At 70.0% G+C, this 24,341-nt stretch carries 28 protein-coding genes; 13 read left to right on the top strand and 15 right to left on the bottom strand.

The window, feature by feature from the left end:
• The first annotated feature begins 209 nt into the window (after positions 1–209).
• The 4 genes from Q1K57_RS00670 to Q1K57_RS00655 are packed head-to-tail and all read left to right on the top strand — an operon-like array spanning position 210 to position 2,798.
• Positions 210–641 carry a hypothetical protein gene (locus Q1K57_RS00670; RefSeq protein WP_300077708.1) on the top strand — a complete coding sequence of 144 codons (432 nt, stop codon included), beginning with the start codon at positions 210–212 and terminating at the stop codon, positions 639–641.
• Between the two features lie 40 nt (positions 642–681).
• On the top strand, positions 682–1,464 hold the full coding sequence (locus tag Q1K57_RS00665) for an SAF domain-containing protein (RefSeq protein ID WP_300077705.1): 783 nt from the start codon (positions 682–684) through the stop codon (positions 1,462–1,464).
• Positions 1,451–2,230: a hypothetical protein gene (locus Q1K57_RS00660; RefSeq protein ID WP_300077702.1), complete on the top strand. Its 780-nt coding sequence runs from the start codon at positions 1,451–1,453 to the stop codon at positions 2,228–2,230. Before Q1K57_RS00665 ends, Q1K57_RS00660 begins: the two co-directional genes overlap by 14 nt.
• 55 nt (positions 2,231–2,285) lie before the next feature.
• Positions 2,286–2,798 (top strand): DinB family protein, encoded by a 513-nt coding sequence (locus tag Q1K57_RS00655; protein ID WP_300077699.1) that lies wholly within the window; start codon positions 2,286–2,288, stop codon positions 2,796–2,798.
• Between the two features lie 15 nt (positions 2,799–2,813).
• On the opposite strand, the gene Q1K57_RS00650 is transcribed toward Q1K57_RS00655, so the two are convergent.
• Positions 2,814–3,338: a CPBP family intramembrane glutamic endopeptidase gene (locus tag Q1K57_RS00650; protein ID WP_300077696.1), complete on the bottom strand. Its 525-nt coding sequence runs from the start codon at positions 3,336–3,338 to the stop codon at positions 2,814–2,816.
• Positions 3,339–3,434: 96 nt separating this feature from the next.
• Positions 3,435–4,022, bottom strand: a complete 588-nt coding sequence (locus Q1K57_RS00645; protein ID WP_300077693.1) for a TIGR03086 family metal-binding protein — start codon at positions 4,020–4,022, stop codon at positions 3,435–3,437.
• 84 nt (positions 4,023–4,106) lie between these two features.
• Between Q1K57_RS00645 and Q1K57_RS00640 the strand changes: the two genes are divergently transcribed.
• Positions 4,107–4,967 carry a helix-turn-helix domain-containing protein gene (locus tag Q1K57_RS00640; RefSeq protein ID WP_300077690.1) on the top strand — a complete coding sequence of 287 codons (861 nt, stop codon included), beginning with the start codon at positions 4,107–4,109 and terminating at the stop codon, positions 4,965–4,967.
• An 85-nt stretch (positions 4,968–5,052) separates the two neighbouring features.
• On the opposite strand, the gene Q1K57_RS00635 is transcribed toward Q1K57_RS00640, so the two are convergent.
• The 4 genes from Q1K57_RS00635 to Q1K57_RS00620 form a co-directional block, all read right to left on the bottom strand.
• Entirely contained in the window at positions 5,053–5,472 is a 420-nt protein-coding gene (locus Q1K57_RS00635) for a PIN domain-containing protein (protein ID WP_300077688.1), read from the bottom strand.
• Complete coding sequence (locus Q1K57_RS00630) at positions 5,465–5,698, bottom strand: hypothetical protein (RefSeq protein ID WP_300077685.1); 234 nt, start codon at positions 5,696–5,698, stop codon at positions 5,465–5,467. The genes Q1K57_RS00635 and Q1K57_RS00630 overlap by 8 nt, the downstream gene beginning before the upstream one ends.
• Positions 5,699–5,858: 160 nt before the next feature.
• A complete protein-coding gene (locus Q1K57_RS00625; protein ID WP_300077682.1) occupies positions 5,859–7,196 on the bottom strand; it encodes a cyclic 2,3-diphosphoglycerate synthase in 1,338 nt (445 codons plus the stop codon).
• Between the two features lie 193 nt (positions 7,197–7,389).
• A complete protein-coding gene (locus Q1K57_RS00620) occupies positions 7,390–7,971 on the bottom strand; it encodes a TIGR03086 family metal-binding protein (protein WP_300077679.1) in 582 nt (193 codons plus the stop codon).
• Between the two features lie 100 nt (positions 7,972–8,071).
• On the opposite strand from Q1K57_RS00620, the gene Q1K57_RS00615 reads away from it, so the two are divergent.
• On the top strand, positions 8,072–9,031 hold the full coding sequence (locus Q1K57_RS00615) for a YafY family protein (RefSeq protein ID WP_300077676.1): 960 nt from the start codon (positions 8,072–8,074) through the stop codon (positions 9,029–9,031).
• An 82-nt stretch (positions 9,032–9,113) separates the two neighbouring features.
• On the opposite strand, the gene Q1K57_RS00610 is transcribed toward Q1K57_RS00615, so the two are convergent.
• The 5 genes from Q1K57_RS00610 to Q1K57_RS00590 all read right to left on the bottom strand — a co-directional run bounded on the left by Q1K57_RS00610 (position 9,114) and on the right by Q1K57_RS00590 (position 15,490).
• Positions 9,114–10,343 carry a Fic family protein gene (locus Q1K57_RS00610; RefSeq protein WP_300077673.1) on the bottom strand — a complete coding sequence of 410 codons (1,230 nt, stop codon included), beginning with the start codon at positions 10,341–10,343 and terminating at the stop codon, positions 9,114–9,116.
• A 119-nt stretch (positions 10,344–10,462) separates the two neighbouring features.
• Positions 10,463–12,985, bottom strand: a complete 2,523-nt coding sequence (locus Q1K57_RS00605) for an FtsX-like permease family protein (protein ID WP_300077670.1) — start codon at positions 12,983–12,985, stop codon at positions 10,463–10,465.
• A complete protein-coding gene (locus Q1K57_RS00600; protein WP_300077667.1) occupies positions 12,982–13,722 on the bottom strand; it encodes an ABC transporter ATP-binding protein in 741 nt (246 codons plus the stop codon). Before Q1K57_RS00600 ends, Q1K57_RS00605 begins: the two co-directional genes overlap by 4 nt.
• Positions 13,712–14,749 (bottom strand): efflux RND transporter periplasmic adaptor subunit, encoded by a 1,038-nt coding sequence (locus Q1K57_RS00595; protein WP_300077665.1) that lies wholly within the window; start codon positions 14,747–14,749, stop codon positions 13,712–13,714. The genes Q1K57_RS00600 and Q1K57_RS00595 overlap by 11 nt, the downstream gene beginning before the upstream one ends.
• 27 nt (positions 14,750–14,776) lie before the next feature.
• On the bottom strand, positions 14,777–15,490 hold the full coding sequence (locus tag Q1K57_RS00590) for a TetR/AcrR family transcriptional regulator (protein WP_300077663.1): 714 nt from the start codon (positions 15,488–15,490) through the stop codon (positions 14,777–14,779).
• A 263-nt stretch (positions 15,491–15,753) separates the two neighbouring features.
• On the opposite strand from Q1K57_RS00590, the gene Q1K57_RS00585 reads away from it, so the two are divergent.
• Together Q1K57_RS00585 and Q1K57_RS00580 are read left to right on the top strand one after the other, a co-directional pair.
• Positions 15,754–15,921 carry a hypothetical protein gene (locus Q1K57_RS00585; RefSeq protein WP_300077660.1) on the top strand — a complete coding sequence of 56 codons (168 nt, stop codon included), beginning with the start codon at positions 15,754–15,756 and terminating at the stop codon, positions 15,919–15,921.
• A 182-nt stretch (positions 15,922–16,103) separates the two neighbouring features.
• Positions 16,104–16,352: a CopG family transcriptional regulator gene (locus Q1K57_RS00580; RefSeq protein ID WP_300077657.1), complete on the top strand. Its 249-nt coding sequence runs from the start codon at positions 16,104–16,106 to the stop codon at positions 16,350–16,352.
• 235 nt (positions 16,353–16,587) lie between these two features.
• Here Q1K57_RS00580 and Q1K57_RS00575 read toward each other — a convergent pair whose 3' ends face one another.
• Positions 16,588–16,749, bottom strand: coding sequence for a hypothetical protein (locus Q1K57_RS00575; protein WP_300077654.1), 162 nt, complete (start codon positions 16,747–16,749; stop codon positions 16,588–16,590).
• Positions 16,750–17,238: 489 nt separating this feature from the next.
• Here Q1K57_RS00575 and Q1K57_RS00570 point away from each other — a divergent pair, with 489 nt between their 5' ends.
• The 3 genes from Q1K57_RS00570 to Q1K57_RS00560 all read left to right on the top strand — a co-directional run bounded on the left by Q1K57_RS00570 (position 17,239) and on the right by Q1K57_RS00560 (position 18,365).
• Positions 17,239–17,571: a TfoX/Sxy family protein gene (locus Q1K57_RS00570; protein ID WP_300077651.1), complete on the top strand. Its 333-nt coding sequence runs from the start codon at positions 17,239–17,241 to the stop codon at positions 17,569–17,571.
• A 105-nt stretch (positions 17,572–17,676) separates the two neighbouring features.
• On the top strand, positions 17,677–18,003 hold the full coding sequence (locus Q1K57_RS00565; RefSeq protein WP_300077648.1) for a PadR family transcriptional regulator: 327 nt from the start codon (positions 17,677–17,679) through the stop codon (positions 18,001–18,003).
• A gap of 2 nt (positions 18,004–18,005) precedes the next feature.
• Positions 18,006–18,365, top strand: coding sequence for a DUF1048 domain-containing protein (locus Q1K57_RS00560; RefSeq protein ID WP_300077645.1), 360 nt, complete (start codon positions 18,006–18,008; stop codon positions 18,363–18,365).
• On the opposite strand, the gene Q1K57_RS00555 is transcribed toward Q1K57_RS00560, so the two are convergent.
• The 3 genes from Q1K57_RS00555 to Q1K57_RS00545 form a co-directional block, all read right to left on the bottom strand.
• Complete coding sequence (locus tag Q1K57_RS00555; RefSeq protein ID WP_300077790.1) at positions 18,345–19,418, bottom strand: FAD-dependent monooxygenase; 1,074 nt, start codon at positions 19,416–19,418, stop codon at positions 18,345–18,347. The genes Q1K57_RS00560 and Q1K57_RS00555 overlap by 21 nt on opposite strands.
• On the bottom strand, positions 19,373–19,819 hold the full coding sequence (locus Q1K57_RS00550) for an FAD-dependent monooxygenase (protein ID WP_300077642.1): 447 nt from the start codon (positions 19,817–19,819) through the stop codon (positions 19,373–19,375). Before Q1K57_RS00550 ends, Q1K57_RS00555 begins: the two co-directional genes overlap by 46 nt.
• Before the next feature lie 78 nt (positions 19,820–19,897).
• Positions 19,898–20,065, bottom strand: coding sequence for a hypothetical protein (locus Q1K57_RS00545; protein WP_300077640.1), 168 nt, complete (start codon positions 20,063–20,065; stop codon positions 19,898–19,900).
• Positions 20,066–20,211: 146 nt separating this feature from the next.
• Between Q1K57_RS00545 and Q1K57_RS00540 the strand changes: the two genes are divergently transcribed.
• Positions 20,212–21,108, top strand: a complete 897-nt coding sequence (locus tag Q1K57_RS00540) for an IS5 family transposase (protein ID WP_300077637.1) — start codon at positions 20,212–20,214, stop codon at positions 21,106–21,108.
• A 1,699-nt stretch (positions 21,109–22,807) separates the two neighbouring features.
• On the top strand, positions 22,808–24,187 hold the full coding sequence (locus tag Q1K57_RS00535; protein WP_300077635.1) for an IS1380 family transposase: 1,380 nt from the start codon (positions 22,808–22,810) through the stop codon (positions 24,185–24,187).
• The last annotated feature ends 154 nt before the right edge of the window (positions 24,188–24,341 follow it).

Here is a 24,341-nt window from a genome sequence, read left to right as displayed (position 1 = left end):
CCATGATCCCATGCCGGATCGGACGCACGCCGGGCGCCGACGCCGCCGACGCCACCAGCAGAGGGTCAACGGACCCCCACCAGGTCACCAACGGCCGGGCAGGGGTCCAGAACCTGAGACGACACTTTTTCGTCGCCATAAGCAGCGATGGTGGGGCCACCCCGACGGTCGGAGTCTCGGCTGTCACCCGCCCCTGGAGGTACCACCCCGTGAGCGGTCAGCCCACCGTGCAGGACCACGCCCCCGCGCAGGCCCCTAGGGCCGCAGCGTCGGCGTCCGGACGGCGAGCCGCCGACCGCATCCGGCCGTCCAACTGCCACGTGCCGGTTGCGCTCATCAAGCCGCTCGAAGAACTCTGTGCCCGCACCGGCATGTCCCACGGCGACGCGATCATCGCCGCCATCGAGCACGCGTACCCGCGCCTCGCCGAACTCATCGAACCCGCCGGCGTCACCGGCGGCCACGTGTTCGCCCCCCGCCCTGCCAGCCGCACGGCCCGCATCGCGCACCGCCCGCTCATCCCCCTCAACTACCGCCTTCGCGAGGCCGACTTCCACACGCTCGACGACTTGGTCGAACGCTTCGGAGCCTCCTCGCGCGGTCACTTGATCACGGCCGGCCTCACCGACTACCTCACCTGATCGACCCGCCCCGACCACCCCGCACGAAGGAACCAACGCCATGAACCCACCGATGAGCGCCCCGACGCAGCCGCGCAACGGCCAGGACGTCCCGCCGCCGGCCGCCGACCAACGGGTCAGCCCGCAGCTCGCCCCGCCCCCCAAGATGCGCCGGCGTCCGCTGATCGTCGTGGCCGCCGTCGCCGCGATCTGCCTCGGCGCGCTGCTCGGCGTCCTCGCCTACACGTCGGTGTCGTCCGCGCGTGAGGTGGTCGCCGTCCGCGCGAACGTCGACCGCGGCACCGAGATCACGCGCGACGACCTCATCACCGTCCGCATCGGCGTCGACCCCGCTCTCACCACCATCCCCGCCGCCCAGATCGACGAACTCGTGGGGATGCGCGCCGAGCGGGACCTGGTCGCCGGCGGCATCGTCACCCCCGACCAGGTGACGCACGACTCCGTTCCCGCTCAGGGCAAGACGGTCGTCGGCCTGAGCCTCAGCCCCGCCCTCGTCCCGGCCGATTCGCTGCGGACGCTGGCCGGCGTGCTCATGCTGAGCCGCTACGCGTTCCAGTTGACCACGGCGGTGGGGACGCCGGTGCTGCTGCTGGGGGGCACGATCATCCCGCTGGAGATGCTGCCGGACTGGGTGTCGTGGATCGGCCAGGGGATCACGTTGTCGCACCTGCAAAGGTTCCTGACTTCGACGGCGACGGTGCCGCAATGGTCGGCGTTGGGGTGGGCGCTCGCACTCGCGGTGGTGTACGCGGCGGTGGGGGTGTGGAGCGTCGGGGTGCTGCTGCGCCGGGCGCGGAAGGAGGCGAGCCTTGAGCTCGCCTGACTTGTTGGCCGCCAACGTGCGGCTGGGCTGGCTGGCGGTGCGGCACGAGTACCCCCCCATGGTCTATCTGGTAGGTGTGCTGGTGCCGGAACTGCTGCGGTTGCTCGTGTTCTGCCTCGTCGGCTCGCTGACGGGTGGCGTCGAGGGGCTGCGCTTCGCCGTCGTGGGGTGCGCGGTGCTGGCCGTGGCGAGCGCGTGCGTGGCCCACATGAGCGACGTGCCGATGTGGGACGTGTGGTCGGGCACCTATCCGCAGGTGTCGCTGGGGCGGGTGCCGGCGATCGGCCAGGACGCCGCGCGGGGGCTGCCGATGGCGGCGCAAGGCGTGGTGGCAGCGGCAGTGGCGATGATCGGGCTGCCGCTGTTGACCGGTCAGCTGGATCTGGTCTGGCCCCTGCTGCGGTGGGGTTGGGTGGTGCTGCCGGCGGTGTTCAGCGCGTCGATGCTCGGACTCGCGGTGATCGCGCCCGCGCTGGGTTCACGCTGGGACACGCTCACCTACAACAGCGCAACCGCCGTGCTCACGGTGGTGTCCGGGGCGCTGTTCGCGCCGGCGAGGAATCCGGTGGTCGACCGGGTCGGGGCCGTGTTGCCGCTGCGGCATTCCGTCACGGCGCTGCGGAACGCGCTGGCCGGGCGCCCGCTCGGCACCGAGCTCGCGCTGGAGGCGTGTGTCGGCGTCGGCTGGGCGATCGTTGCTGCCCTGCTCTATCGCGGGCAGGACCGGCGTGGACGCCGTCACGGGACGGGCGCGTTCGCATCGTGACTGATGGGCATCGAGCGGGTCCGGGGTCGTGTGCTTTCGGCCTACGGTGGGGTCCATGAGCACCGATGTTGCCCGGCTGATGCTGCTGGATTCGTTCGACCGCTTCCGCGACGACCTCACCAGCGCCCTCACCGACCTCGACGAGGCCGCGCTCGTGTGGCGGCCCGCGCCGGGCGCGAACCCGATGGGCTGGATCGCGTGGCACGTGCTGCGCGTCCAGGACGATCATCTGGCCGACGTGGGCGGCGTCGAGCAGGCGTGGTTCGCGAACGGGTGGCAGCAGGTCTTCGGGCTGCCCTACCCGCCCGAGGCGCACGGCTACGGCCAGTCGGACGACGACGTCGCCGCCTGGCGCGGTGCCGCGCCAGCGCTGATCGGCTACGCCAACAACGTCAATGCCCTGACCCATCGGGTCTTGGACCGCCTCACCGACTACGCGCGGATCGTTGACACCCGCTGGGATCCGCCGGTCACCGCGGCCGTCCGGCTCGTGAGCGTGGTCGACGAGGTCAACCAGCACCTCGGCCAGATCGCCTACCTCAAGGGGTTGTACGGGCGCCGGGGGTGACGGGGCGGCTCGCGTTCAGGGCGCCAGCGCGACGACGAGGTTCGTGACGATGTGGGCCAGCGAGCTGGGCCCGATGCTGCCGGTGTGGTGGCGCAGCCAGCCCATGACGAGCCCGATCACGAACTGGCCCGCGACGAGCGGAATCATCACCGTCCCCAGGGTGAGCAGCATCAGGTGCGGCAGGAGGAAGGCGACGCCCTGGACGACGATGCCCGCGACGCCGCCCCAGCGCTTGGCGACCCACCCCTGCAGGAAGCCCCGGAAGAAGACCTCCTCGCCGAGCGCCCGGAGTGCCACGGCCACGGCGCCGACCAGGCCGGTGACCCGGCCCGCCGTTCCCGGCCCGCGGAGGATCTCGGGCGGGATCGCGAGCGTCGCTGCCCAGCCGATACCGAGCGAGATCGCCAGCGCGAGCAGGCCGAGCAACCAGTCACTCGCTCGGGGGAGCCTCAGGCCCATGGTGGCGCGGGCGTCGGGGTCCCGCCGGCGCACGAGCAGGTAGACCAGCGTCGGGAGGGAGAAGAACACGAACTCGGTCATGGCGCCTCCGCTCGGGCTCACCTCTGCGCCCGTCGCCGCCCATGCTAGTGCCGGGGGCCCGCGCCTCAGGCCGGCGTCCGGGCGCCGGTCCGCGCGTCAGGCCGGACGCCGCCACTGCGGGTCGCGCCCGGACAGGCCGAGCAGGCGGTCGAACGCGGGGGCGTCCGGGCCGACCTCGACGCGCGGGCCGAACGACATGCCTTCGCCCTGGTAGTCGGGGGTGAGCATGCCGGGGGCGAACGCGAGCGACTCCTCGACGCCGGCTGCGTCGGGCGACCAGATCTGGCCGGTGGCGGCGGCAAGATCCCAGCCGTGCATCTGGTATTCCCACAGGATCATCGACAGCGCCATCCCGCCCGGCATGCCGGCCTCGCCGATGAACAGCTGCCCGTCGGCGGCGGCCGGCAGCACCTCGGCCAGCCGGGCCGAGCAGGCGCGCACCTGGTCGGCGCCGGTCCCCTCCACGGTGACGGCGTCCGGGTCGGAGCAGAGCCCGTCCTCGGCGGCGTAGCCGTCGGTGAAGGCGGTCAGCCAGCCGAGGGTGTGTTGGCGGGCGGTGGCGACGTCCCACTCGGCGCAGGGGGTGGGGTCGGTGGCCTGGTCAGGGGTGATGCGGTCGAGCACGTCGGCGAGGTCGGCGAGGACGGCCCGCAGGTGATCGGTGGTCTGCTGGGTGGTGTTCATGACCGAGAACCTACGGAAGCCGGCGGCGTCCGTGATTGAAGATTCGCGACACGATCGCCGGACGCCGCCCGGTACGTTCGGCGCATGAGCCAGCCGGTCCCGGACGACACGCGCGGCATCATCGCGCCCGGGCGGATGATGCGGTTCGTCGCGTTCGAGCGCCACCCGGCGCCGCCGCAGTTGGCTGGTCTGGTCGACTGGTTCTGGTCGGTCGCCTGGGACTTGCCGAGGGGCCTGAGCCATCCCCAGCAGGTGCTGTCGCAGCCGGGGGTGAACGTGTCGGCCGGCAATCCGCCGCCGGACGCCGTCGCCCCGCCGCCCGGACCCCACCCGCTGCGGGAGGTGGTCACCGGGGTCACCACTCGCTTGGCGACGCGGGTGTTGACCGGGCGCGGCTGGAACGTGGCCGCCAAGACCACGACCGGCGGTTTCGGCGCCTGGGTCGACGACGTGCGGCGCCTGACCGACCGGGCGGTGCCGGCGTCCGAGGTGTTGGGTCCGGCGATCGCCGGCCTGGCCGAGCGGTGCGACGGGACGCCGCCCGCCGAGGTCGCGCGCCGGCTGGGGGAGGTGCTCGCCGGGCTGCTGGCGGGCCGGGACCCCGCGCGTGTCGAGCTCGCGCGCGAGGTGGGCCGGGTGGCGGGGGTGGCTGAGCGGGACCGGTCCGTGCGGCGGGTCGAGGAGCTGGCCGCGCTGGCGGGCGTTTCCCCGCGGACGCTGCAGCGCATGTTCGCCTCCTGCGCCGGCGTGAGCCCGGCCTGGGTGATCCGGCGGAGCCGTCTCCTGGACGCCGCCGAGCTCGTCCGCGCAGGGGACTCCGTGGACTGGGCAGCCGTCGCCGCCGACCTCGGCTACGCCGACCAGGCCCACCTCACCCGGGACTTCACAGGCGCCCTCGGCGTCTCCCCGGCGGCGTACGCGCGGCAGATGAAGTCGGCGGAGTAGGGCCGGCAGAGGTCAGCCAGCACTTCGGCCAGATCTCCTACCTCGAGGGCTGTCCGAGCGGCGCGGGTGAGCGGGGCTCTGCGGCTCAGCGGAGCGGCTGTTCGGCGAACGGGTTGCGGATCGTGACGCCGCGGAGGGTGGTGCCGTCGCTGAGGTCTTCGGTCCACAGCGTCGAGCAGCCACCGAGGGCAGCGCTCTCGATGATCATGGCGTCCCAGATCGAGAGCTGGTGATCCCGGGACGCGCGGGCGGCGCGCACGACCAGTTCCGCGTCGGCGGGGAGGACGTCGAGAGCCGCCAGTGTCTCCAGCGCGGCCACCGCGTCCGTCAGCGGCAGAGGCGGGGTGAACTTCCTCGTCACAGCCGAGAACCACTCCAACAACACCTGCGTGCTGATGCAGGCATCGGGGTGGTCGCTCAGGAGCTGCTGAGCCGTGGCTTGCTTCGTGGGCTCCGACGCGTCGAAGGCGTAGACCAGGACGTTGGTGTCGAGGAAGTCAGCCACGGTGGAGTTCCTCCCGCGTCCAGGTGCGGCCTTCGGCCCCCGAGCCGGAGGTGCTCGCCCGCGCCGCGCGCAGCACGCCGGCCATGCGGTCGGGCGCGTCGTCGGCGGCCGCGTAGCGGCGGAGAGCCTCGGCGAGATAGGCGTTCACCGACTCGTCGCGCTGCAGGGCACGCATCCGGGCGCGCTTCAGGGTCGTCTCATCCACCGTGATCGTCAGATTCGCCACGGATCCAGTGTAACACTGAATCCGTGGAGCACGGGTCGGTGCGTCCTGACGCGGGCGACCGACGAGAACGTGACACTCGATTCCTGATCGGGCGGGGGTGGGGGCGTCGAGTGACCAACCTGCGTTCGGTGGCCAGCCCGCGCCCGCGCGGGGGCCGGACTCAGGCGTCGCCCTGGCCCCCGAGCACGGCCGCGCGAACCTCCTCCTCCAGCACCCCTGCCTGCTGCTCGCGCAGCTCGTACCGCGCCCGGATCATGGGCTTGTTCACGGTGAGGACGCGGGTGAGGTCGATGGGGGTCCCGACGACGACGGCGTCGGCGTCCGTCGCGTCGATCGTGGCCTCGAGGTCGCGGATCTGGGCCTCGCCGTAGCCCATCGCGGGCAGGATGCCTCGGGCGTTGGGGTACTTCTCGTAGGTCCGCGCCAGGGAGGCCACCGCGACCGGAGCCGGGTCCACGATCTCGGCGACGCCGGCGGCCTTCGCCCCCACGACTCCGGCGCCGAAGGTCATGGAGCCGTGGGTGAGGGTGGGGCCGTCCTCGACGACGACCACTCGCTTGCCGCGGATGGCGTCCGGATCCTCGACGGTGACGGGGGAGTCGCAGCGCAGGATGCGGGCGTCCGGGTTGAGGGACCGCACCGACGCCTCGACCGCAGCGACGGCGTCCGGATCGGCCGAGTCGCACTTGGCGACGATGACGAGGTCGGCCAGACGGACGTTCGCCTCGCCGGGGTGGTAGCGGGCTTCGTCGCCGGGGCGCAGCGGGTCGGCGAGGACGATGTGCAGGTCGGGGGCGTAGAAGGGGAGGTCGTTGTTGCCGCCGTCCCACAGGATGACGTCGGCCTCGGCTTCGGCCTCGCGCAGGATGGCCGCGTAGTCGACGCCGGAGTAGATGAGGAAGCCGGCGTCGATGTGGGGCTCGTACTCCTCGCGTTCCTCGATGGTGCAGTGGTGACGGTCGAGGTCGGCGTAGGTCGCGAAGCGCTGCACGGCCTGCTGGGCGAGGTCGCCGTACGGCATCGGGTGCCGGATCGACACGACCCGCTTGCCCAGCCCCTGCAGGATCCTCACCAGGTAGCGGCTGGTCTGCGACTTGCCGACGCCCGTGCGGACGGCGCACACGGCGATGACCGGCTTGGTCGACGTGATCATCGACGCCGCCCCGCCCGGGACCACGAAGTCGGCGCCGGCGGCGATGCACCGGCTGGCGAGGTGCATGACGGTCTCGTGGGAGACGTCGGAGTAGGCGAAGACGCACTCCTGGACGCCCTCGCGCGCGATGATCGCTTCGAGTTCGGCCTCGTCGACGATCGGGATGCCGTCGGGGTAGAGAGCGCCGGCGAGTTCGGGCGGGTAGGCGCGGCCGGCGATGTCGGGGATCTGCGTGGCCGTGAAGGCCACGACGCGGTGGCTGGGGTCGTCCCGGTAGAGGACGTTGAAGGTGTGGAAGTCGCGGCCCGCGGCCCCGAGGATGAGGATCCTGCGCGGATCGGTCATGGTGAACCCCTCGTGGTTCGTCACTGACGGGACCGACTCGCCACCCGCGCTGGCAGCCCGGGGACCGTCTCTGGTTCAGGCCCCGCCAAGGCTCACGCTAGCCAGCGCGGACGCCGGGCGCAGGAGCCCGGCGTCCACCACTTTTCACTCGGACGCCGGCGGGACGCTGGCGCGCTCCCGATCGACGCCCACGTCACCGGCTCCGGCGGCCGAGCCAGTTGGCGAGCTGCTCCGTGGGTCCGGCGTCAGCCGCGGGCTCGACGACCGGGTCGAACGGGATGCCTGCCCCCCGCATCTCCGCGGGCAGGAACTGGCGGGCCGACGGCAGGATCGTCGCCGCCAGGTCGCCGAGCGCCTCGGGGTCCTGGCCCGTGGCGGTGGCGAGATCCCACCCGTGGACGAGGTGCTCGCGCGTGAAGTCGGCGACGGCGACGGCGCCGGGAACCTCGCCGTAGGGCCGGACGACGGTGCTCGCCAGGGCCTCGTCGGACCAGGCGGCGGCGCCCCGCTCGGCTGCGGTGCGGAACGCGGCGGCGGCGTCGGCGTCCGGCACGGGGAGCGTCGACGGGAGGTGGTTGACGCTGCCGGCCGGGTTGGCCTCGATGCGGCTCTGCACGGCGAAGAGGTGGCCGACGAGGTCGCGGACGGTCCAGTCGGTGCAGGGGGTGGGGGCGTCCCACTGGTCGGGGCGGACGCCGGCGATCAGTTCGGCGACCCAAGCCTGCGACTGGGCGAGCGCGGGGCGGAGGTCGGGGAGGGTGGTCGTGGGGGTCATGGTGATCTCCTCGGGTTCGGGGCCCCTTCTGGGCCGGTGACACCACTTTGCGACCCGATCAGTGACACCGAATGTCATGTATTCATGCGAATCTTGGCGCATGCGCGCGGATCGTCTGCTCACCCTCGTGGGCCTGCTGCGCCAGCACGGACGCCTCAGCGCAGCCGAGCTGGCGCGCCGGGTGGAGGTGACCCCGCGCACCGTCATGCGCGACATCGAGGCGTTGTCGCTCGCCGGCGTCCCGGTGTTCGCCGAGCGTGGCCGCGCCGGTGGGTACGCGTTGGTGCCGGGCTACACGCCGGACGCCGAGGCGCTCACCCCCGACGAGGCCCGCGCCCTCTTCGTCGCCGGCGGCGGCCAGGTGGCGGACGCCCTCGGCCTCGGTCCTGCCTTCGCCCAGGGGTTGCGGAAGCTCGCGACGGGGCTACCGGACGCCGAGGCGGGCGCCGTCGGCCGCACCCTCGACCGGATCGTGATCGACCCGGGCGGGTGGTCCGGGAAGTCGGCGCCGGTGGGTGCGCTCGACGAGCTCTTCGAGGCCGTCTGGTCCGACCGTCGGCTCTGGATCGACTACGAGGCCCTGGCGTCCGGCCAGGGTGGACGCCGCACCGTCGATCCGTGGGGCCTCGTCCTGGCCGGCCCCACCTGGTATCTCGTGGCGGCGCACCGGGGGCGTCCGCACACCTTCCGGGTGAGCCGGATCCGGTCGTTCCGAGTGTTGGAGGAGGCGGCGCGGCGTCCGGCCCGGCTCGACCTGCGCGCCACGTGGCAGGAGCTGCGCAGTGCGTGGCAGGAGCAGCCGGCGTACGCGGTGCGCATCCGCGTCCCGCGCGAACACGTGCCGATCACGCTGCGGCAGATCGAGTTCGTCGCGCGGCGTCCCCCGGTGGTGGAGGACGGCGCAGACGGTGCCGCGGTCGTGCGCGTCGATGTCGGGACGCTCCGCGGCGCCGTCGGCGTCCTGCTGGGCCTCGGCGACTGGGTCGAGGTGCTGGAGCCCGACGACCTCCGCGACCAGATGGCCGAGGTTGCAGCGCGGGTGGGGACGCTCTACGGCTGACGACGCCAAGCACGTCACGAAACGATCCACAACGGCTCATTCTGGAACATTGTGTGACCGGCCATGATCCATATGGACTGATCTACCGATCGTGCGCCGGAGGTTCGGGGCGGGTGTGGCCGAGCAGGACGTCCATGACGGCGGGGGCGTGGAACCGGCGGTTGTAGGTGCGGGCGCCGTAGGGAGCGATGATGCCGAGATGGACAAGCTTGTCGACGAGCTTCTTGGTGCCCTGGTAGGCCATGCCGATGCCGTCGGATGCTTGTCGAATAGTGAAGGTGGGCTGCCCCACGGCGAAATCGATCAAGGCGGATGCCTTCATCGAGCGCAGGCTCGATTCTTGCACCCGACCCTTCAACTGCTCCTGAAGGTCGGCCAACGACAGCATGCGCCGATGGGTGGTGCGGGCGGACTCGGCGAGCCCCTGGGCAAAGAACTCGACCCATGTGGGCCAGTCGCCATGGGTGGAGACGCCCATCAGCGCGTCGAAGTAGCCGGTGCGCCGAGACTCGAACCAGGGCGAGACGGACAATGTCGGCTCGGTCAGTACGCCGGCTTTGTGGAGTTGGAGCACGATGAAGAGGCGGCCGAGTCGCCCGTTTCCGTCGTGGAACGGGTGGAGCGCCTCGAATGCGTAATGGCCCATGGCCGCAGCAACAACAGGATCGATCTCGGGCCGGGGAGCGACCTGCATCCACCCCAGCAAGTCCCGGACTCGGGCCTCAAGGTCCGCCCCGGGTGGTGGCGGCACAAAGCGTGCTGCTTGGATGGGCGGCGTCCGCGGGTCGGCTTCGGGTCGGCGACCGATCACAACCTGGATGCGTCGGATCTCGCCGGACTCCTCGCGCTCGGAGGCGGTGCCTTCCACGAGGAGAGCCTGGAGGGTTGCCAGCGATGCGGTACTCCACGGCCGTCCCTCCTCGTTCCATGCGAAAGCGGTCTCGGCCACGACCAGATAGTTGATGACCTCGCGGAGCGAGGGGTCTGCCGCCTCCTCCTCGTCTGCTGCCAGAACGCGCACCAGCGGTTCGTAGGTGCCCTCGAGTGCGGCCGTGGAGTGTGCTTCGAGCCGGAGAGTGGATCGGCGGAAGAGGCGTGGGTTGGGAAGACGTTGCGCGGTGGCATCGAGTGCACTGAGGGCGGCACGCGCTTCCGCGACGCCTCGGTAGGCGGCTCCCGTGAGTTCGGGGCTGGCATCAGGAAGTGGGTTGGGTAAGAAGGCCTTGTGACTCCACGGAGCGCCATCGGGTGAGAAGCCGCTGATGGGAACGAGGGTGCCCATCAGCGGGTTCTGGAACAGGTCAAGATCCATAATTGAACTCTAGGGCAGTTGTGGATAATTTCGCCACTGTGATTTATCCGACCCGCTTGCAGCTGCCCCACGCGCCGAAACCGGCGAGGGCGCACCGAGCGAGGACACGGTCGCGTCACTCACTCCTGATGCAGTGCCTCGACGACGTCCAACTGTGCCGCCGATCGCGCGGGCGCGACGGATGCGAGGACCCCGAAGATCAACCCCACCACGATCGTCACCACCACCCCGTCGAACGGGAAGCTCCAGGGCATCTCCCAGCCGACGTTGGACATCGCCACCACCAGCGCATAGCCGAGCCACAGCCCACTCAGGACCCCGAACGCAATGCCGATCAACGTCAGCAGCAGGGACTCGGCCATGACCATCCGCTTCACCTGACGCCGCGTGGCGCCGACGGCGCGCAGCATGCCGATCTCGCGGGTCCGGGCCAACACCGAGATGGCCAGGGTGTTCATCAGTGCCAGCAGGCTCGGCAGGGCCAGCACGGCGATGAGCCCGTAGAAGATGAACAGGGTCCCGTTGAACGTGGTCTGCTGCTCGGCCCGCCACTCCTGCGTGGAGTGCACGGTGAACGCGGGGTAGTCCGCCACGACGGCCTCCACCGCCCGACCGACGGCGGCGGCGTCCGACCCCGGATCGCGATCGAGCAGGAACATCAGGTCGTTCGTGGTCGCGAAGTCGCGCGCCAGCAGGTCCTGCGACACGTAGATCGTCGACAGCTTCGCGTTCAGGTAGTCGTTCCCGATGCCGGCCACGAAGTAGGTGCGGCGTCCGTTCGGCGTCTCCAGGGTCACCGCCTGACCGGGCTCGAGCCCGGCCTGGGACGCGAAGATGCCGTTGGCGATGAGCCACCGCCCGGACGCCAACTGCCCGAATGCAGCATCCGACGACGCCCCGTTCCACTCCAGCGACGCGACCTTCGGATACTCCACCGGGTCGATCCCGATGGCCTGCACGTCGTGGCCGTTCAGCTTGCCGTTCGCCACCCGCAGGGACGCCACGGACGCCACCCCCGGCACCGACCGCAGCTCGTTCCCCAGGCGCGGCCCGGCGGCCACATTCCCCTCCTGCAGCACGATCGACCCCGGGATGACCAGGTAGTCCGAGCCCATGGACTTGTCGATGTAGGTCATGAACCCCGCGAAGATCGACGACACCACGGTCAACATCGCCACGATGGACGCCAGCCCGAGCATCACGGCCGTCACGGTCGTCGCCGAGCGGCCGGGGTTCCGCTGCAGATTCGAGCGCGCGATGGCCCCCTCCCGCGCGAACAGCAACTCCACCGCCGATCCGAACGCCGACGCCAGCGGGTTCACGATCGCCGGCGTCACCAGCGCGATCGCCACGAGGAACACCACCGACCCGACCGCCACCCACGTCGGCACGCGCGAGGCCAGCATGAACGCCGACACCGCCACCAGCCCGACGCCCAGCAACGCGCGGCGTCCGGCCACGAGCCGGTGCACTTCCGCGATCGGCGGACGCATCGCGTCGAGCGGTGTGATCGTGGACGCCGCCCGCGCGGGCAGCAGCGCCGCCAGCACGGTCACCCCCAGCCCCAGACCGATCGCGACCGCCCACGTCTGCGGCTCGAACAGAGGCGGCCCGATCTCCAGCTTGAGATACCGCTTCATCACAGGCACCATCGCCGCGAACGCACCCGCCGCGAGCAGCCACCCGAGCACCAGCCCCAGCGCCGTTCCGATCACCCCTTGCAGCAGCGACTCGGCCAGGAACATTCTGCTGATCATCCGCCGCGGGGCCCCGATCGCGCGCAGCATGCCGATGTCGCGGCGCCGCTCAGCGATGACGGTCCGGAACGAGTTCGCGATGATGAACCCGGCCGTGGCCAGGGCGAAAACTCCAAACAGGTTGAACGCGAACTGCGAGACTTGCATGCTCGCGATCAGCGTCGCGTTCGACGACAGCCCGCCCACGCTGTAGGAGTCGCCGAGGCGCCTGCGCAGGTTGTCCTCGACGGCGGCGCGGTCGGCGTCCGGGGTGAGGGCCGCCTCCACGACCGTGATGCGGTTGCCCAGGGCGAACAGGTTCTGGGCGGCGGCGAGCGGCACGTAGAGCTGCTCCTGACCGGGCACGGTCGGCGTCGACAAGAGCCCCACGATCGTCAGCGACGTCGTTCCGGCCGAGCTCGGCAGGGTCAGCTCGTCGCCGACCCGCACCTCGAGGCGTCCGGCCAGATCGCTCGACAGCAGGGCCACGTCGCCGTCGCCCGAGGCGAGCGGGCGGCCCTGGCTGAGCGGAAAGTCCCGGACGCCGCCGGCGGCGGCCGGGTCGAGGCCCACGATGTTGATCATGCTCGGCGCGTCGAGGAGGTCGTCGCTGGTCATGAGCGGCGTGGCCCGCTGAACCTCCCCGGACGCCGCCGCGACACCCGGCGTCAGGGTGACGGTGTCGAGGACGTCGGTGCCGAAGGGCTGCCGGAAGGCGCTCGTCACGGTCACGTCTATCTTGCCGGCGGCCGACATCATCGACTTGGTGAAGGCCTCCATGAGCGCCGGGGCGATGCCGTTCAGGCCGAACACGAGCATGACCCCCAGCGCCACGGCGAGCGTCGTCAGCGCCGACCGCAAGCCGCGGCCGCGCAGGTAGCGCCAGGCGAGGGTGAGGGCGGTCACAGCAAGCCCGCCCGATCCATCGCGTCGCGGGCGGCCTCGCGACGGCCGTCGAGGGAGAGGTCGTCGATGATCGCGCCGTCCCGCATGAGGACGAGCCGGTCGGCGTAGCTGGCGATCCGCGGGTCGTGGGTGACCATGAGGACGGCCCGACCCCAGTCGGATGCCACGGTGGCGAGCAGTTCGGCGATCTCGGTGGCCGAGGCTGAATCGAGGTTGCCGGTCGGCTCGTCGGCCAGCACCAACGCCGGATCCGTCGAGAGCGCCCGGGCGACCGCGACGCGCTGCTGCTGCCCTCCCGAGAGCTGATCCGGGCGGTTCGTCAGGCGGTCGCCGAGCCCCACGCGACGCAACCACTCGGTGGCGCGCGCGTCGGCGTCCGCAGCGCCGTCGAGCGTGAGCGGGAGGGCCGCGTTCTCGGTCGCATCGAGCACGGGGATCAAGTTGAAGAACTGGAACACGAACCCCAAGCGCCGCCGGCGCAGCGTGGTGAGCTGCTCGTCGGGCAGCGTGGCGATGTCGGTGCCGTCGATGGAGATCGTCCCCGCGGTGGGGGTGTCCAGACCGCCGATGAGGTTCAGCAGGGTCGACTTGCCGCAGCCCGACGGACCCATCACCGCCACGAACTCGCCCGGCTGCACCGTCAGGTCCACCCCCGCCAGCGCGTGCACCACGTTCGGCTCGCTGCCGTAAGTCTTCGTCAGCCCGCGGGTCGCGACGATGGGAGCGTCACTGGACATCGACCCTGGCCCCCTCGGTCAGCGCGGTGAGGTTGGTCGTGGCGACCTGAACGCCGGCGTCCAGGCCGGAGGTGATTTGGGTGAGGGTGTCCGAGGACGCCCCCACCTCGACCGCCACCCGGCGCACGGCGCCGCCGTCGATGACCCACACGAAACGGCCCGCCCCGTCCGAGACGACCGCCTGCACGGGCACGACGAGGGCGTCCGGGATCGAGGCGGTCGCGATGTCCACATCGCCGGTCATGCCGTTCATGAGGGTCTTGCCGGCGGCGTCCAGGGTGATCACGGTGGTGAACGCCACCCCGCCGGTCGACGTGCTCACCGCCACCGGACGCACCGCCGCCACGGTGCCCGAGAACGGCTCGTCCGCGAAGGCGTCGAGGGTGACGGACGCCGACTGTCCGGCCTGGACGCCCGCGATGTCGGACTCGTCGACGGCCGCGTCGAACCGCAGCGAGGACGGCTCGACGACGGTGAACAGCGTCAGGCCCTCGGTGACCGCGACGCCAGGCGCCGTCGTGAACAGCGCGGGCAGCCCGGGAGCCAGCGACAGCGACGTGAACTGCACCGTGCCGGCGACCGGCGCCTTGAGTTCGGCCTTGTCTCGGTTGGCGCGGGCGGCGTCGAGGGCGAGCTGGGCGGCGTGGGTGGCGGCGTCACGGGCGCGGTTGAGTCGGTCGGTGCCCGTCGGCATGGCCCGGGCGGCGGCGTAGTCGGCCTCGGCGCGGGCGACGGCGGCGTCCAGCGGGGTGGTGTCCATCGTGCCGAGCAGCTGGCCGGCGTCGACGTTCTGGCCGTCGGTGACGGCCACGGACGCCAACGTCCCGGCTGCGGGGGCGGTGACGGTGGACTGGGCGTCCGGCGCGATCGTGCCCTTGGCGTTCACCGTGACGTCGAGCGTCTGGGTGGACGCCGTCGCCGCTGCCACGGTGGTGCGGGCGCTCTGGGTGGACCACCAGGCGCCGCCCGCGACGGCGATCACGAGCAGGGCGATCACGGCGGCGGCGACGATGCGGTTGCGCTTCATGGGAGGTTCCTTCGGAGGGAAGAGGTGTCAGTGGGTGCCGTGCAGGGCGGCGAGGAACGGGCCGCGCATCGCGCGGTAGGTCTCGGTGAAGTCGCCGGGGAGCGCTAACGTGCCGGGCGCCGCGCCGAGCACGCGCTCGACGGCGCGCAGGAGGGCCGGGGAGCCGGTGGTGAAGATGCGCAGGTACTCGTCCTCGGTCTCGGCGGCGAAGGCGCGATCGGTGAGGCGCGCGGAGCCGTCGATCATCATGGCGAGCACGACGTCGACGGTGGCGTGTGGGTCGACGACGTCGAGGCTGCCGTCGTCGTGGCCGAGCTCGATGAGGGGCAGGACGAGGGTGCCCATGCGCCGCATCCACGAGTCGAACAGGCGGTGACGCAGTTCGAGGTTCTCTGGCTTGTAGAGCAGCGGGACGGCCGCCATCGCGGCGTCGATGCGTTCGAGCTTCCACGCCGTGGCGAGTTGCATGAGTGTGCGGAACCGCTCGGCGCCCGTGCCCACGAGGTGGGGTGCCTGCGCCTCGAGGTCGCGGAACAAGTCGTCGACCCAGCGTTCGACGACCGCCACCAGCAGGGCCGTCTTGGACGGGAAGTGGTAGTAGAACGTCCCTTTGGCGACGCCGACGGCCTGGGTCACCTGGTCGATCGACATGGCGTCGTAGCCCACGCTCATGCAGAGGCGCAGGGCGGCGTCCATCATCTCGTCGCGGCGGACGTCGGGGTGCTTCACGACGCGGGCCATGGCTCCTCCGGGTGGCCGACTGACGGTCAGTCGGTGGCTTCAGGATACAACTGACCGATCGTCAGTCAAGAGGTGGGGCGGGGGGCAGTGGCTAACCTGCCCGCGGCATATCCGGATGGTCGCGAACCAGGAGCCGGCCGTCCTGGCGAGGAATGATTCAAGCTGTTCGTCCGCGCCTCGCGGGGAGATCCTGGTGACAGAGCTTCGTCCGCGACGCGCTGCTCCCACCCTGGTGCGCCGGGACCATGATGAGATGAGTAGCCATGAGGATCCTGACCGGCCTGGAACCCGCCCTCACGGCCCACGGCATCGCCCATGATGTGCTCGTCTTCCCAAACTCCGGCCACGCACTCAACCGGGACAAGGCCATGAACGAGGAACTCGGCCGCAAGATCACCCACTACCTCGAGACCTACGCACCCCTCGGCTGAGGGCGCGAACGCCCACTGACAGCGGCGCGACCCCTCCTGCCTCAGATCCGGCACGCATGCCACCAGGCACCACCCTTAGAACGAGCAAAGACGCGCGAGGGGTGGCTCAGTGAACATCCGCCTTTGCCGCCTGTCGCCAGCTGACCCTCGCCGACCGCCACATTTCGTTATACGATTCTCCCATGGTGTATGAGGATGGGGTGACCGAGGAGCAGATCCAACAGTGGGCCGACGAAGCTGAGGCAGGCTATGACGTCGACCAGCTGAAGAAGCGGGGCCGCGGCCGTCCGGGGCGCGGTGCCGAACCGATGCAGGTCATCGCCGTCAGGCTCACCGCCGAGGAGATCGCGGCGCTGGACGCCAAAGCCGAGAAGGACGACGTGTCCCGCTCGGAAGCGATCCGTCGGGCGCTTGCGTCCTACGCGGCGTGAAGGTCCATCCCAGCGCGCTCAAGCACGGCGTCTCCGCTGAGGACGCGCTTCAGGCTGCGGACTGGTCCTTGTGGGTCGAGCCCCTCGAAGACGACGAGTGGCCGCGTCGGGAACTGCGGCTTGGGTTCGACACCCAAGCGCGCCTTCTGAAGACTGTCGTCCTGATCTTCAAGAGCGGTGGCGAGATGGTCATTCACTCGATGCCAGCGCGTCGCCAGTTCTGGGAGCTACTCCCTTAACGCGACTCACTCTCTTGCCGCACTCGGTGCCACGTGGAGAGGGCGGCGGCAAGGGCTTCGATCTGTGTGGTTGCGCCACTGGCGATCGCGATGACGAGGTCGTAGGCGTCCTCGTCGGGGGCGTCGAGGGAGATGCCATTGAGTCCGTAAAACACCACGGTGGCGAGCCAGCTGGGTCGCCTGTTCTCGCGCCGCCGAGGGAACGTCACGCCAGCTTGTCAGTAGACCTTGCAGGATCTGACGTGTGTGGATGTGGCGTGTGGACCTGGGTCACATTGAGGAGTGGCTCGACTCGCTCGATGACCGATCGGGGTGGAACAGGTCCTCGCCGCGATTGCGGTGCTAGCCCGCCCGGTCACCATGCAGGGCCTCCAGCCGGTTGCTGGGCGGCACGCGCAGATCCTCCAGCGCCTCGGCGGCGTCCAACATCACCAACGTGCGTAGGGCGGTTCGTTCGATCCGGGGTTCGATCCTCTTGACTCGCTGGCGTGACGAGAGTCGTTCGGTGGCCGAGCCCCGAAAGCATCTGATCACCCACCCGCTATCACGCATCGCGTCATACTCGCCCATCGACCTCGCCAGGCAGCGAGGCCTATCGCCCCGCGGCTGCGCGCCCTAGCATCGGAACCCCGCCGACAGGAGCGCCCATGCCTCTCACGCCCGCCCAAGAGGACCTCGCCGACCGCGTCCGTGCCGCCCTGCCCGAGGGCGCCGAAGTGCGCGAGGTGCGCATGTTCGGCGGGCTCTCCTTCATGGTCGACGGCGGGCTCGCGGTCTCTGCCGGCAAGGACGGCGGGCTGCTGGTCCGCGTCGAGGAGGCCCGCTACGACGACCTGGTCGAGCGCCCGGGTGCCAGGGAGGCTGTGATGGGCAGCACGTCCATGTCCCCCGGCTGGTTGCTCGTGGACGCCCACGGCCTGGCCTCCGACGACGACCTCGCCTTCTGGATCGCCGAGTCGCTGCGTCGGCCGTCCCGCTGACGGACGCCGCGGCGTCCGTCGGGTCGCGGGGTAGAGGGCTTGCGTAATCCGGTATTCAGTGTCACTATCTACCAGTAGTGAGTAACACTGAGTACCGGAGGAACCATGGGCAAACAGAGCACCGAGATGCTCAAGGGCGTGCTGGAGGGGATCGTTCTCGCGATTCTCGCCGCACGGCCGGCGTACGGCTACGAGATCACCGCGTGGCTGCGCGACCAGGGCTTCACCGATATCGCCGAGGGCACCATCTACGCCCTGCTCGTGCGCATCGAGCAGCGCGGCCTCGTCGACATCGAGAAGGTCCCCTCCGAGAAGGGACCGCCGCGCAAGGTCTACTCGCTCAACGCCTCCGGCCGCGCTCACCTCGCCGAGTTCTGGGACACCTGGAACTTCCTCACCGATCGCCTCACCCGACTCAACCAAGGAGCCTGACCATGGATCTCAACACCCTCATCGACAAGATCGCCGGCGATCTCGGCGACAAGAAGAAGTGGCGCGAGTACCGCGCCCGCGCCGCGCGCATGCCCGCCCCCTATCGGGACGCCACCTTGGCCCTCGAGCGGTACCTGCTCAACGTCGGCGGCGTCGGCCGCAGCGACGTGCTGGTCGCCATGGTCAGCGACCTGGCCGACCTCTTCGAGCAGGCCGCCGCCGACGGCACGCCCATCCGCTCGGTGGTCGGCGACGACCCGGTCGAGTTCGCCGAGGACTTCGTCCGCAACTACGCCGAGGGCCAGTGGATGAACAAGGAGCGAGCCCGCCTCACCCAGCTCTCATGGCACGAAGCCCGCTGACGTAAGGACCGCGGCCGCCAACCCCTCCGCGCCCTCGGACGCCGCCAGCCGCCACGCCACGTGCCCATCCGGCCGGACCCGCACCGCGCCGCCATCCCCGACCCCGTACAGCGCCACGGCGTCCGGGGTGTCGAGGTCGAGCGCCGCGAGCGGGACAGGGGAGGACGCCGCGACCCGCGCGACCGCGTCCGACCAGCCCCCGGCGGAGGCGAGGACGAAGCCGCGCCCGTAGGCGTCCAGCGTGGAACGGCCGCCGGCAAGCCACGCGTGCGGCGCCCGGTCTCCGGGCTCGGCGCTGGGGACGTAGGCGTCCGCGTCCGGTGCCGGATCGGCCGGCTGGACGATCGGCGAGACGTAGCGGTAGCCCATGTCGAGAAGGCGCAGGTCGTTGTTCGAGGGCCGGCCCGCGCGCAGGTCGGCCCACATCAGGCGGTTGACCTCGAGGGCGTGGTCGATGACCGGCGCCCGCTCGGTCTGGTAGGTGTCGAGCAGGTCCGGGCCGGCCCAACCTTGCACGGCGGCGGCGAGCTTCCAGGCGAGGTTGAGCGCGTCGGCGACCGCCATGCTGATGCCCTGCGCGCCCGCCGGCGTCACGCGGTGGGCGGCGTCGCCCAGCAGGAAGACCGGCCCGGCGCGGAGGGCGTCCGCGCGCTGGATCGCGGCCAGCCACTCGCCGTCGCCGAGCACCGGGGGAGAGGCGTCGACGCCGAGCACGCGGCCGAGGAGTGCGACGGCGTCCTCGTCGCCGGTCATGGTCGAGAGCACCCAGCGGTCGTCGGCGTGCGTGGGCAGGAGCACGGCCTCCTGGTGGGGGAAGCGCACGAACACCGGCGGCGGCGAGCCCAACCATCTCGACAGGTCGGCGCGGAACCGGATGCTGCGCTGGCGTCCGGCCTCGCCGCCGGTCAGCCCGATGCCCGCCAGCGCGCGCACGTCGCTGCGCCACCCGTCGGCGCCGAGCAGGAACCGTGCCCGCACCTGCGACCGCTCCCCGGACGCCTCGTCGGTCAGCGTCGCGGTGACGCCGTCGGCGTCTGGTTCGAACGACGCCAGCCGGACGCCGAGGCGCAGCTCGGCGGCGTCCGGGCGGCGAGGTGGCGGCGCAGGACGGTCTCGAAGTCGTCCTGGCTGATGGTGACGCCCTCGCAGGGGCTGACCACGCTCATCGTCTCGCCGCCGGTCGCCGCGGCGAAGAGCGGCGGGTCGGCCAGCGAGGTACGCACCTCGAACCGCGGCACGATCGGCAGGGAGGCCCCGACCATGTCCTCCTCGACGCCGAGCCGGCGCAGCACCTCGGTGGCCCGGGCGTGGACGCCGCGGGAGCGCGGGAGTTCGGAGACGACCGTCCGGCGGTCGACGGCCAGCACCCGGACGCCGAGGTCGGCGAGCAGCAGGGCGGTCAGGACGCCGGTCGGGCCGGCGCCCGCGATGAGGACGTCGACGCGGTCGCTCATGGATGGCCCCCTCGATGAATGAGTTGGTCTGTTGATGAATTGGTTCCGTGCAGTGCGGCGCCGGGCGTCCAGGGGCGGTCAGGAGATCGGCGAGCGGGAAGACGGACGCTCGGCGTCCGACCCCTCGACCATCAGGGCCCAGCCGAGGGCGGCGAAGAGCAGCATCCAGGTGCCGGTCGCGGCCGTCTCGACGAAGGTGAAGCGCTCGGCCGTGCCTGGGTTCCCCACGACACGCCAGGACCGCATGGTCGCCCCTTTCGCAGGTATTTAGGTAGCCTGAATATAAGGCAACTGAAGGGTTTGGGAAGTGGGGTCACGCGACACCAACACGGTGGCGATGCTACAGGGCGTGTCTCCCAAATGCCTTCGTGGTCGCGGGTGAGGGTGGGGGCATGTCGCGGATGCGGGTGCTGACTGATGCCGAGTGGGAGTTGATCGAGCCGTTCATGCCGTCTTCGGACGGGCGGCGGGGACGGCGTTTCAGGGATCACCGTCTCGTGGTCGAAGGGATCATCTACCGGTACCGCACCGGGATCGCCTGGCGCGACCTGCCACGGGAGTTCGGTCCGTGGCAGACCGTATGGAAGCGGCACCGTCGCTTCGCCTGCGACGGGACGTGGGACAAGGTGTTGACCGCCCTGTTGACCAGGGCTGATGCGGTTGGCGAGATCGATTGGGACGTGGCGGTCGACTCGACGGTCGCGCGCGCCCACCAGCACGCGACGAACACAACGCGCCTCGCGGGGGCTCCCTCGAACTACATGAAACAGAAACTCGAGCCGGTCGATCACGCGATTGGACGCTCCCGCGGAGGACTCTCGACGAAGGTCCATCAGGTGTGCGACGGCAAGGGACGTCCAATGGTCGTCGCCGTCGGGCCGGGGCAGGGCAGCGACTCCACGATGTTCCCGTACCTGCTCGGCGCGATACGTGTCCCGCGCGAGAGGGCCGGCCGTCCGCGGACCACGCCTGACTCGGTGATGGCCGACAAGGCCTATTCCTCACGGGGCCACCGTGCGCTCCTGCGCGGCCGGGGCATCACGGCGGTGATCGCTGAACCGCGTGACCAGCAGGGGCACCGGAAGCGTCGCGGCTCTCGTGGGGGTCGCCCGCCGCTGACTGATCTTGCCAAGTACGCCAAGCGGCACGTCATCGAGAACAGTTTCGAACGGTTCAAGCAGTGGCGCGGCCTGGCGACCAGGTACGACAAGCTCGCCTCGACCTACCGAGCCGCCATCGTCTTGCGCGCGGTCCTCCTGTGGCTCCCAGCCCTCAACGAGCGGAGATGACCACAGGCGTGGTTTTCGCGCTCATGCCGATCTGCGGACGTTGCCTCGAGGTCTGGCCGGTGATCGACTCTCCCACGGTCGCGGACATCACGGACGTGCTACCAACGAACTCGTTGCGCGCGCTAACGATCACGGAGGGAAGCAGCAAGAGGGTGAAGCCCATACGGGGTTGGCTGAATCGGCACCCGCAGACACCAAGCGCATCAGCACCAGTCACAGCCTCGGCGCGCATCCAAAGTCATAGGTTCAACGACTGTCGAAGACGGGAGCGATGCGACGCGGCCAACAATGATGCCACCCCAGACATGTTGCATGGGAGACATCACGAGGAGATTGGATGCTGAACGGTGCCGGTGAGGTCGGTGGCTCCTGTGGGGTGGCGGTCAAGGGCTGGTATTGACTGGTCTCCTACTTGATCGAAGTGACGCGCTAACCGCACCCGCTGCGAATCCAATGCCCGCTGGTATGACAAGACCAACGATCAGCACGAGGATGACCACCAAAGCAATGCTCGACGCGAACGACATGGTCAATGACAATAGCGCGACGGGCGGGAGGGCAAGCGCCAGCAGCCAACCCAGGCCGGAGGTTCGACGCCAAGATGCCACAAACAAGAAACTGCCGGCCGCGGCGACCATGAGCATCAGTGTGGCGAGCATCCGGGACCAGTCCCCTTCGACGGGAATCTGTAGCCAGGGGCCACCGAGGGCCATGACGACGGCAAAGGACGAGACAGCGAGGTAAGCGCCAAACAGGGCCAAGATCGAGCCTACGATCATTCCAATTCTTCGCACGGTCGGAATGTAGCACCGCTGCTGGTCCAACGCCCCCTCGCGCCACGCCAAGGGCCCAGCACTCAGCCTAGAGGCCCCCCGCCCTCGATTGCATCCGCGTAATGTCCGCAATGATCGGCCCAGCGAAGGGTCTCAACTCGAGACGGCGGACGCAGACCCCGCCTATACCTTGGAGGTGATGCGGCAGAAGGAGCGGAAGACTACGTGCGGTTGCACCACAGCTCGCGATGCGAAGCAGCCTCAGTGGCCCAGAGCGTGCCAGTTCGCATGTGCTACTGAGAGCATCCGGGGATCGGCGCGCCACTGCCACCTCCGAGGAGTGGGATGTCTTGTTCCATGTTGTGCTCATTCTTGTAAAGGCATGACTTCGTGGTTGGCATGGTGAACGAGTCGGAAGACCTAGTTGGCCCGGCCAGGCCAAATCCGAGAGGTTCACCCACGCCCTTCGCGGCCTCTGGAGCGATGACTTCGTCAACCGCACCCCACGTTCTTCCCTCTGTCTTAGCAGCCGATGCGGCAAGGTCCATGAACCCGAAATCGATGGGCTCTCCATTGGGAATTTCGCTCAAACCATCAAACAGGCTCATCCGAATCCAGGGTGTAGTCGGGGTCTGAACCCGCCGGTCTCGAGCAGGGATCTGGCGATGTAGTTGGTCAGGTTGCGGAACTGAGTATTCGGACCGTTGAGCACCACTGAATATTGCGATTGAGCACCACCGGATATTGCGGTTCGGCACCAGCCGATATTGCCGGTGAGCACCGCCCCTCGCGGAGCAGCGCCCACCGGCCCGGTTCAGCCTGGATCCGCCGAGGTGGTAGGCGTGCCGTGATGGCGAATGCTCCTGTGACAAGGAAGAATGGTGTTTGCGAAGACGCCATTCCCGCCCTGGACAGGAGCACTCGTAGTGCGAGTTTCCCACATTGTTGAGCCGGTTTTCGACGACCCGAACCTGATCGCGTTCGGGGGGCTGCCGGCGGTGATGACGCTGGCCGAACGAACTGGTCTCCACGACTTGGTCGACGAGCACGTGACGGTGTCCGGCACCGCCGGGGCGAACGCGTCGGTCAAGGTGCCGGCGATCATCGCGGGCATGATCGCCGGTGCGGACTCGATCAGCGATCTGGACGTGCTCCGCCACGGCGGGATGGGGCGGGTCTTCACCGGAGCGCGGGCAGCAACCACGCTGGGCACACACCTACGCGGCTACCGGTTCGGGCACGTCAGACAGTTGGACGCGGTCGCTTCCCGCCTGCTGGTCAACTTGGCGCAGGCCTCACCGATCCTGGCCGGCGCCGACCAACTCGTCTACGTGGACGTCGACGACACCGTCCGGGAAACCCACGGCTACCGCAAACAGGGCGCCGCCTACGGCTACAGCCGGGTCAAGGGGTTGAACGCCCAGTTGGCTGTCGTGTCGACCCCGCTGGCGGCTCCGGTGATCGCCGCCACCCGACTCCGGAAGGGCAACATCGACTCCGGGCATGGCGCCGCCCGCCTGATCGGCGACACCCTCGCCACCCTCCGGAAGGCCGTCCCGACCACTCCTGACCTGGTCATCGTGCGCGCTGACAGTGCCTACTTCCGTCACGACGTGACCGCTGCCGCGACCGCGGGCGGGGCCAGGTTCTCGGTCACCGCCCGCCTGAACAAAGCCGTGGTCAAGGCCATCGCCAGCATCGACGAGCAGGCGTGGACCACGATCCGCTACCGCGACGCCGTCTACGACGAGGTCGAGCACCGCTGGATCTCACAGGCTGAGGTCGCCGAGGTGCCGTTCACCGCGTTCACCTCCCACCCCCAGGCCCACCACATCACCGCCCGCCTGATCGTCCGCCGCGTCAAACGCCTCAACCCGAACACCACCACCCAGGGTGAACTGCTGCCCGGCTACCGCTACCACCCCGTCTTCACCAACACGACCCTGGCGATGGTCCAGGCCGAGGCTGCGCACCGTGACCACGCCATCATCGAAGCCGTCATCGCCGACCTCAAAGACGGCCCCCTTACCCACGCACCATCGGGGAAATTCACCGCCAACGCCGCCTGGCTCGCCCTCGCGTCGATCGCGTTCAACCTCACCCGCGCCGCCGCCCGACTCGCGTCCGCCACCCTCGGCAAGGCCCGCACCGCGACCGTGCGCCACACCCTCATCCAGGTCGCCGGCAGGATCGCGAACCAGGCCCGACGATGGCGACTCCACCTACCAGCCCACTGGCCCTGGCAGGACCAACTCGACACCCTCTACACCGCAGCGCTCGGCCCTCCCGCCCTCACCACGAGTTGACCAACCGCCCCCCGCGGGCACGACCAGGAACCTGCAGTGGAAAAGCCGGGCACACCGGCGGACACTCCACACCCACACCCGAAACCGGCTCCTCGGCCACTTCCGAAATGCCGAAACCATCACCCACGAATGAGCGTCGGCGGATCGAGGCTGA

Origin of the sequence: Propioniciclava sp., from assembly GCF_029977985.1 — a bacterium.
Lineage (GTDB): Bacteria > Actinomycetota > Actinomycetes > Propionibacteriales > Propionibacteriaceae > Propioniciclava.
Note: the sequence above shows the minus strand (reverse complement) of the source record. Positions and strands in the feature narration are given on the sequence as shown.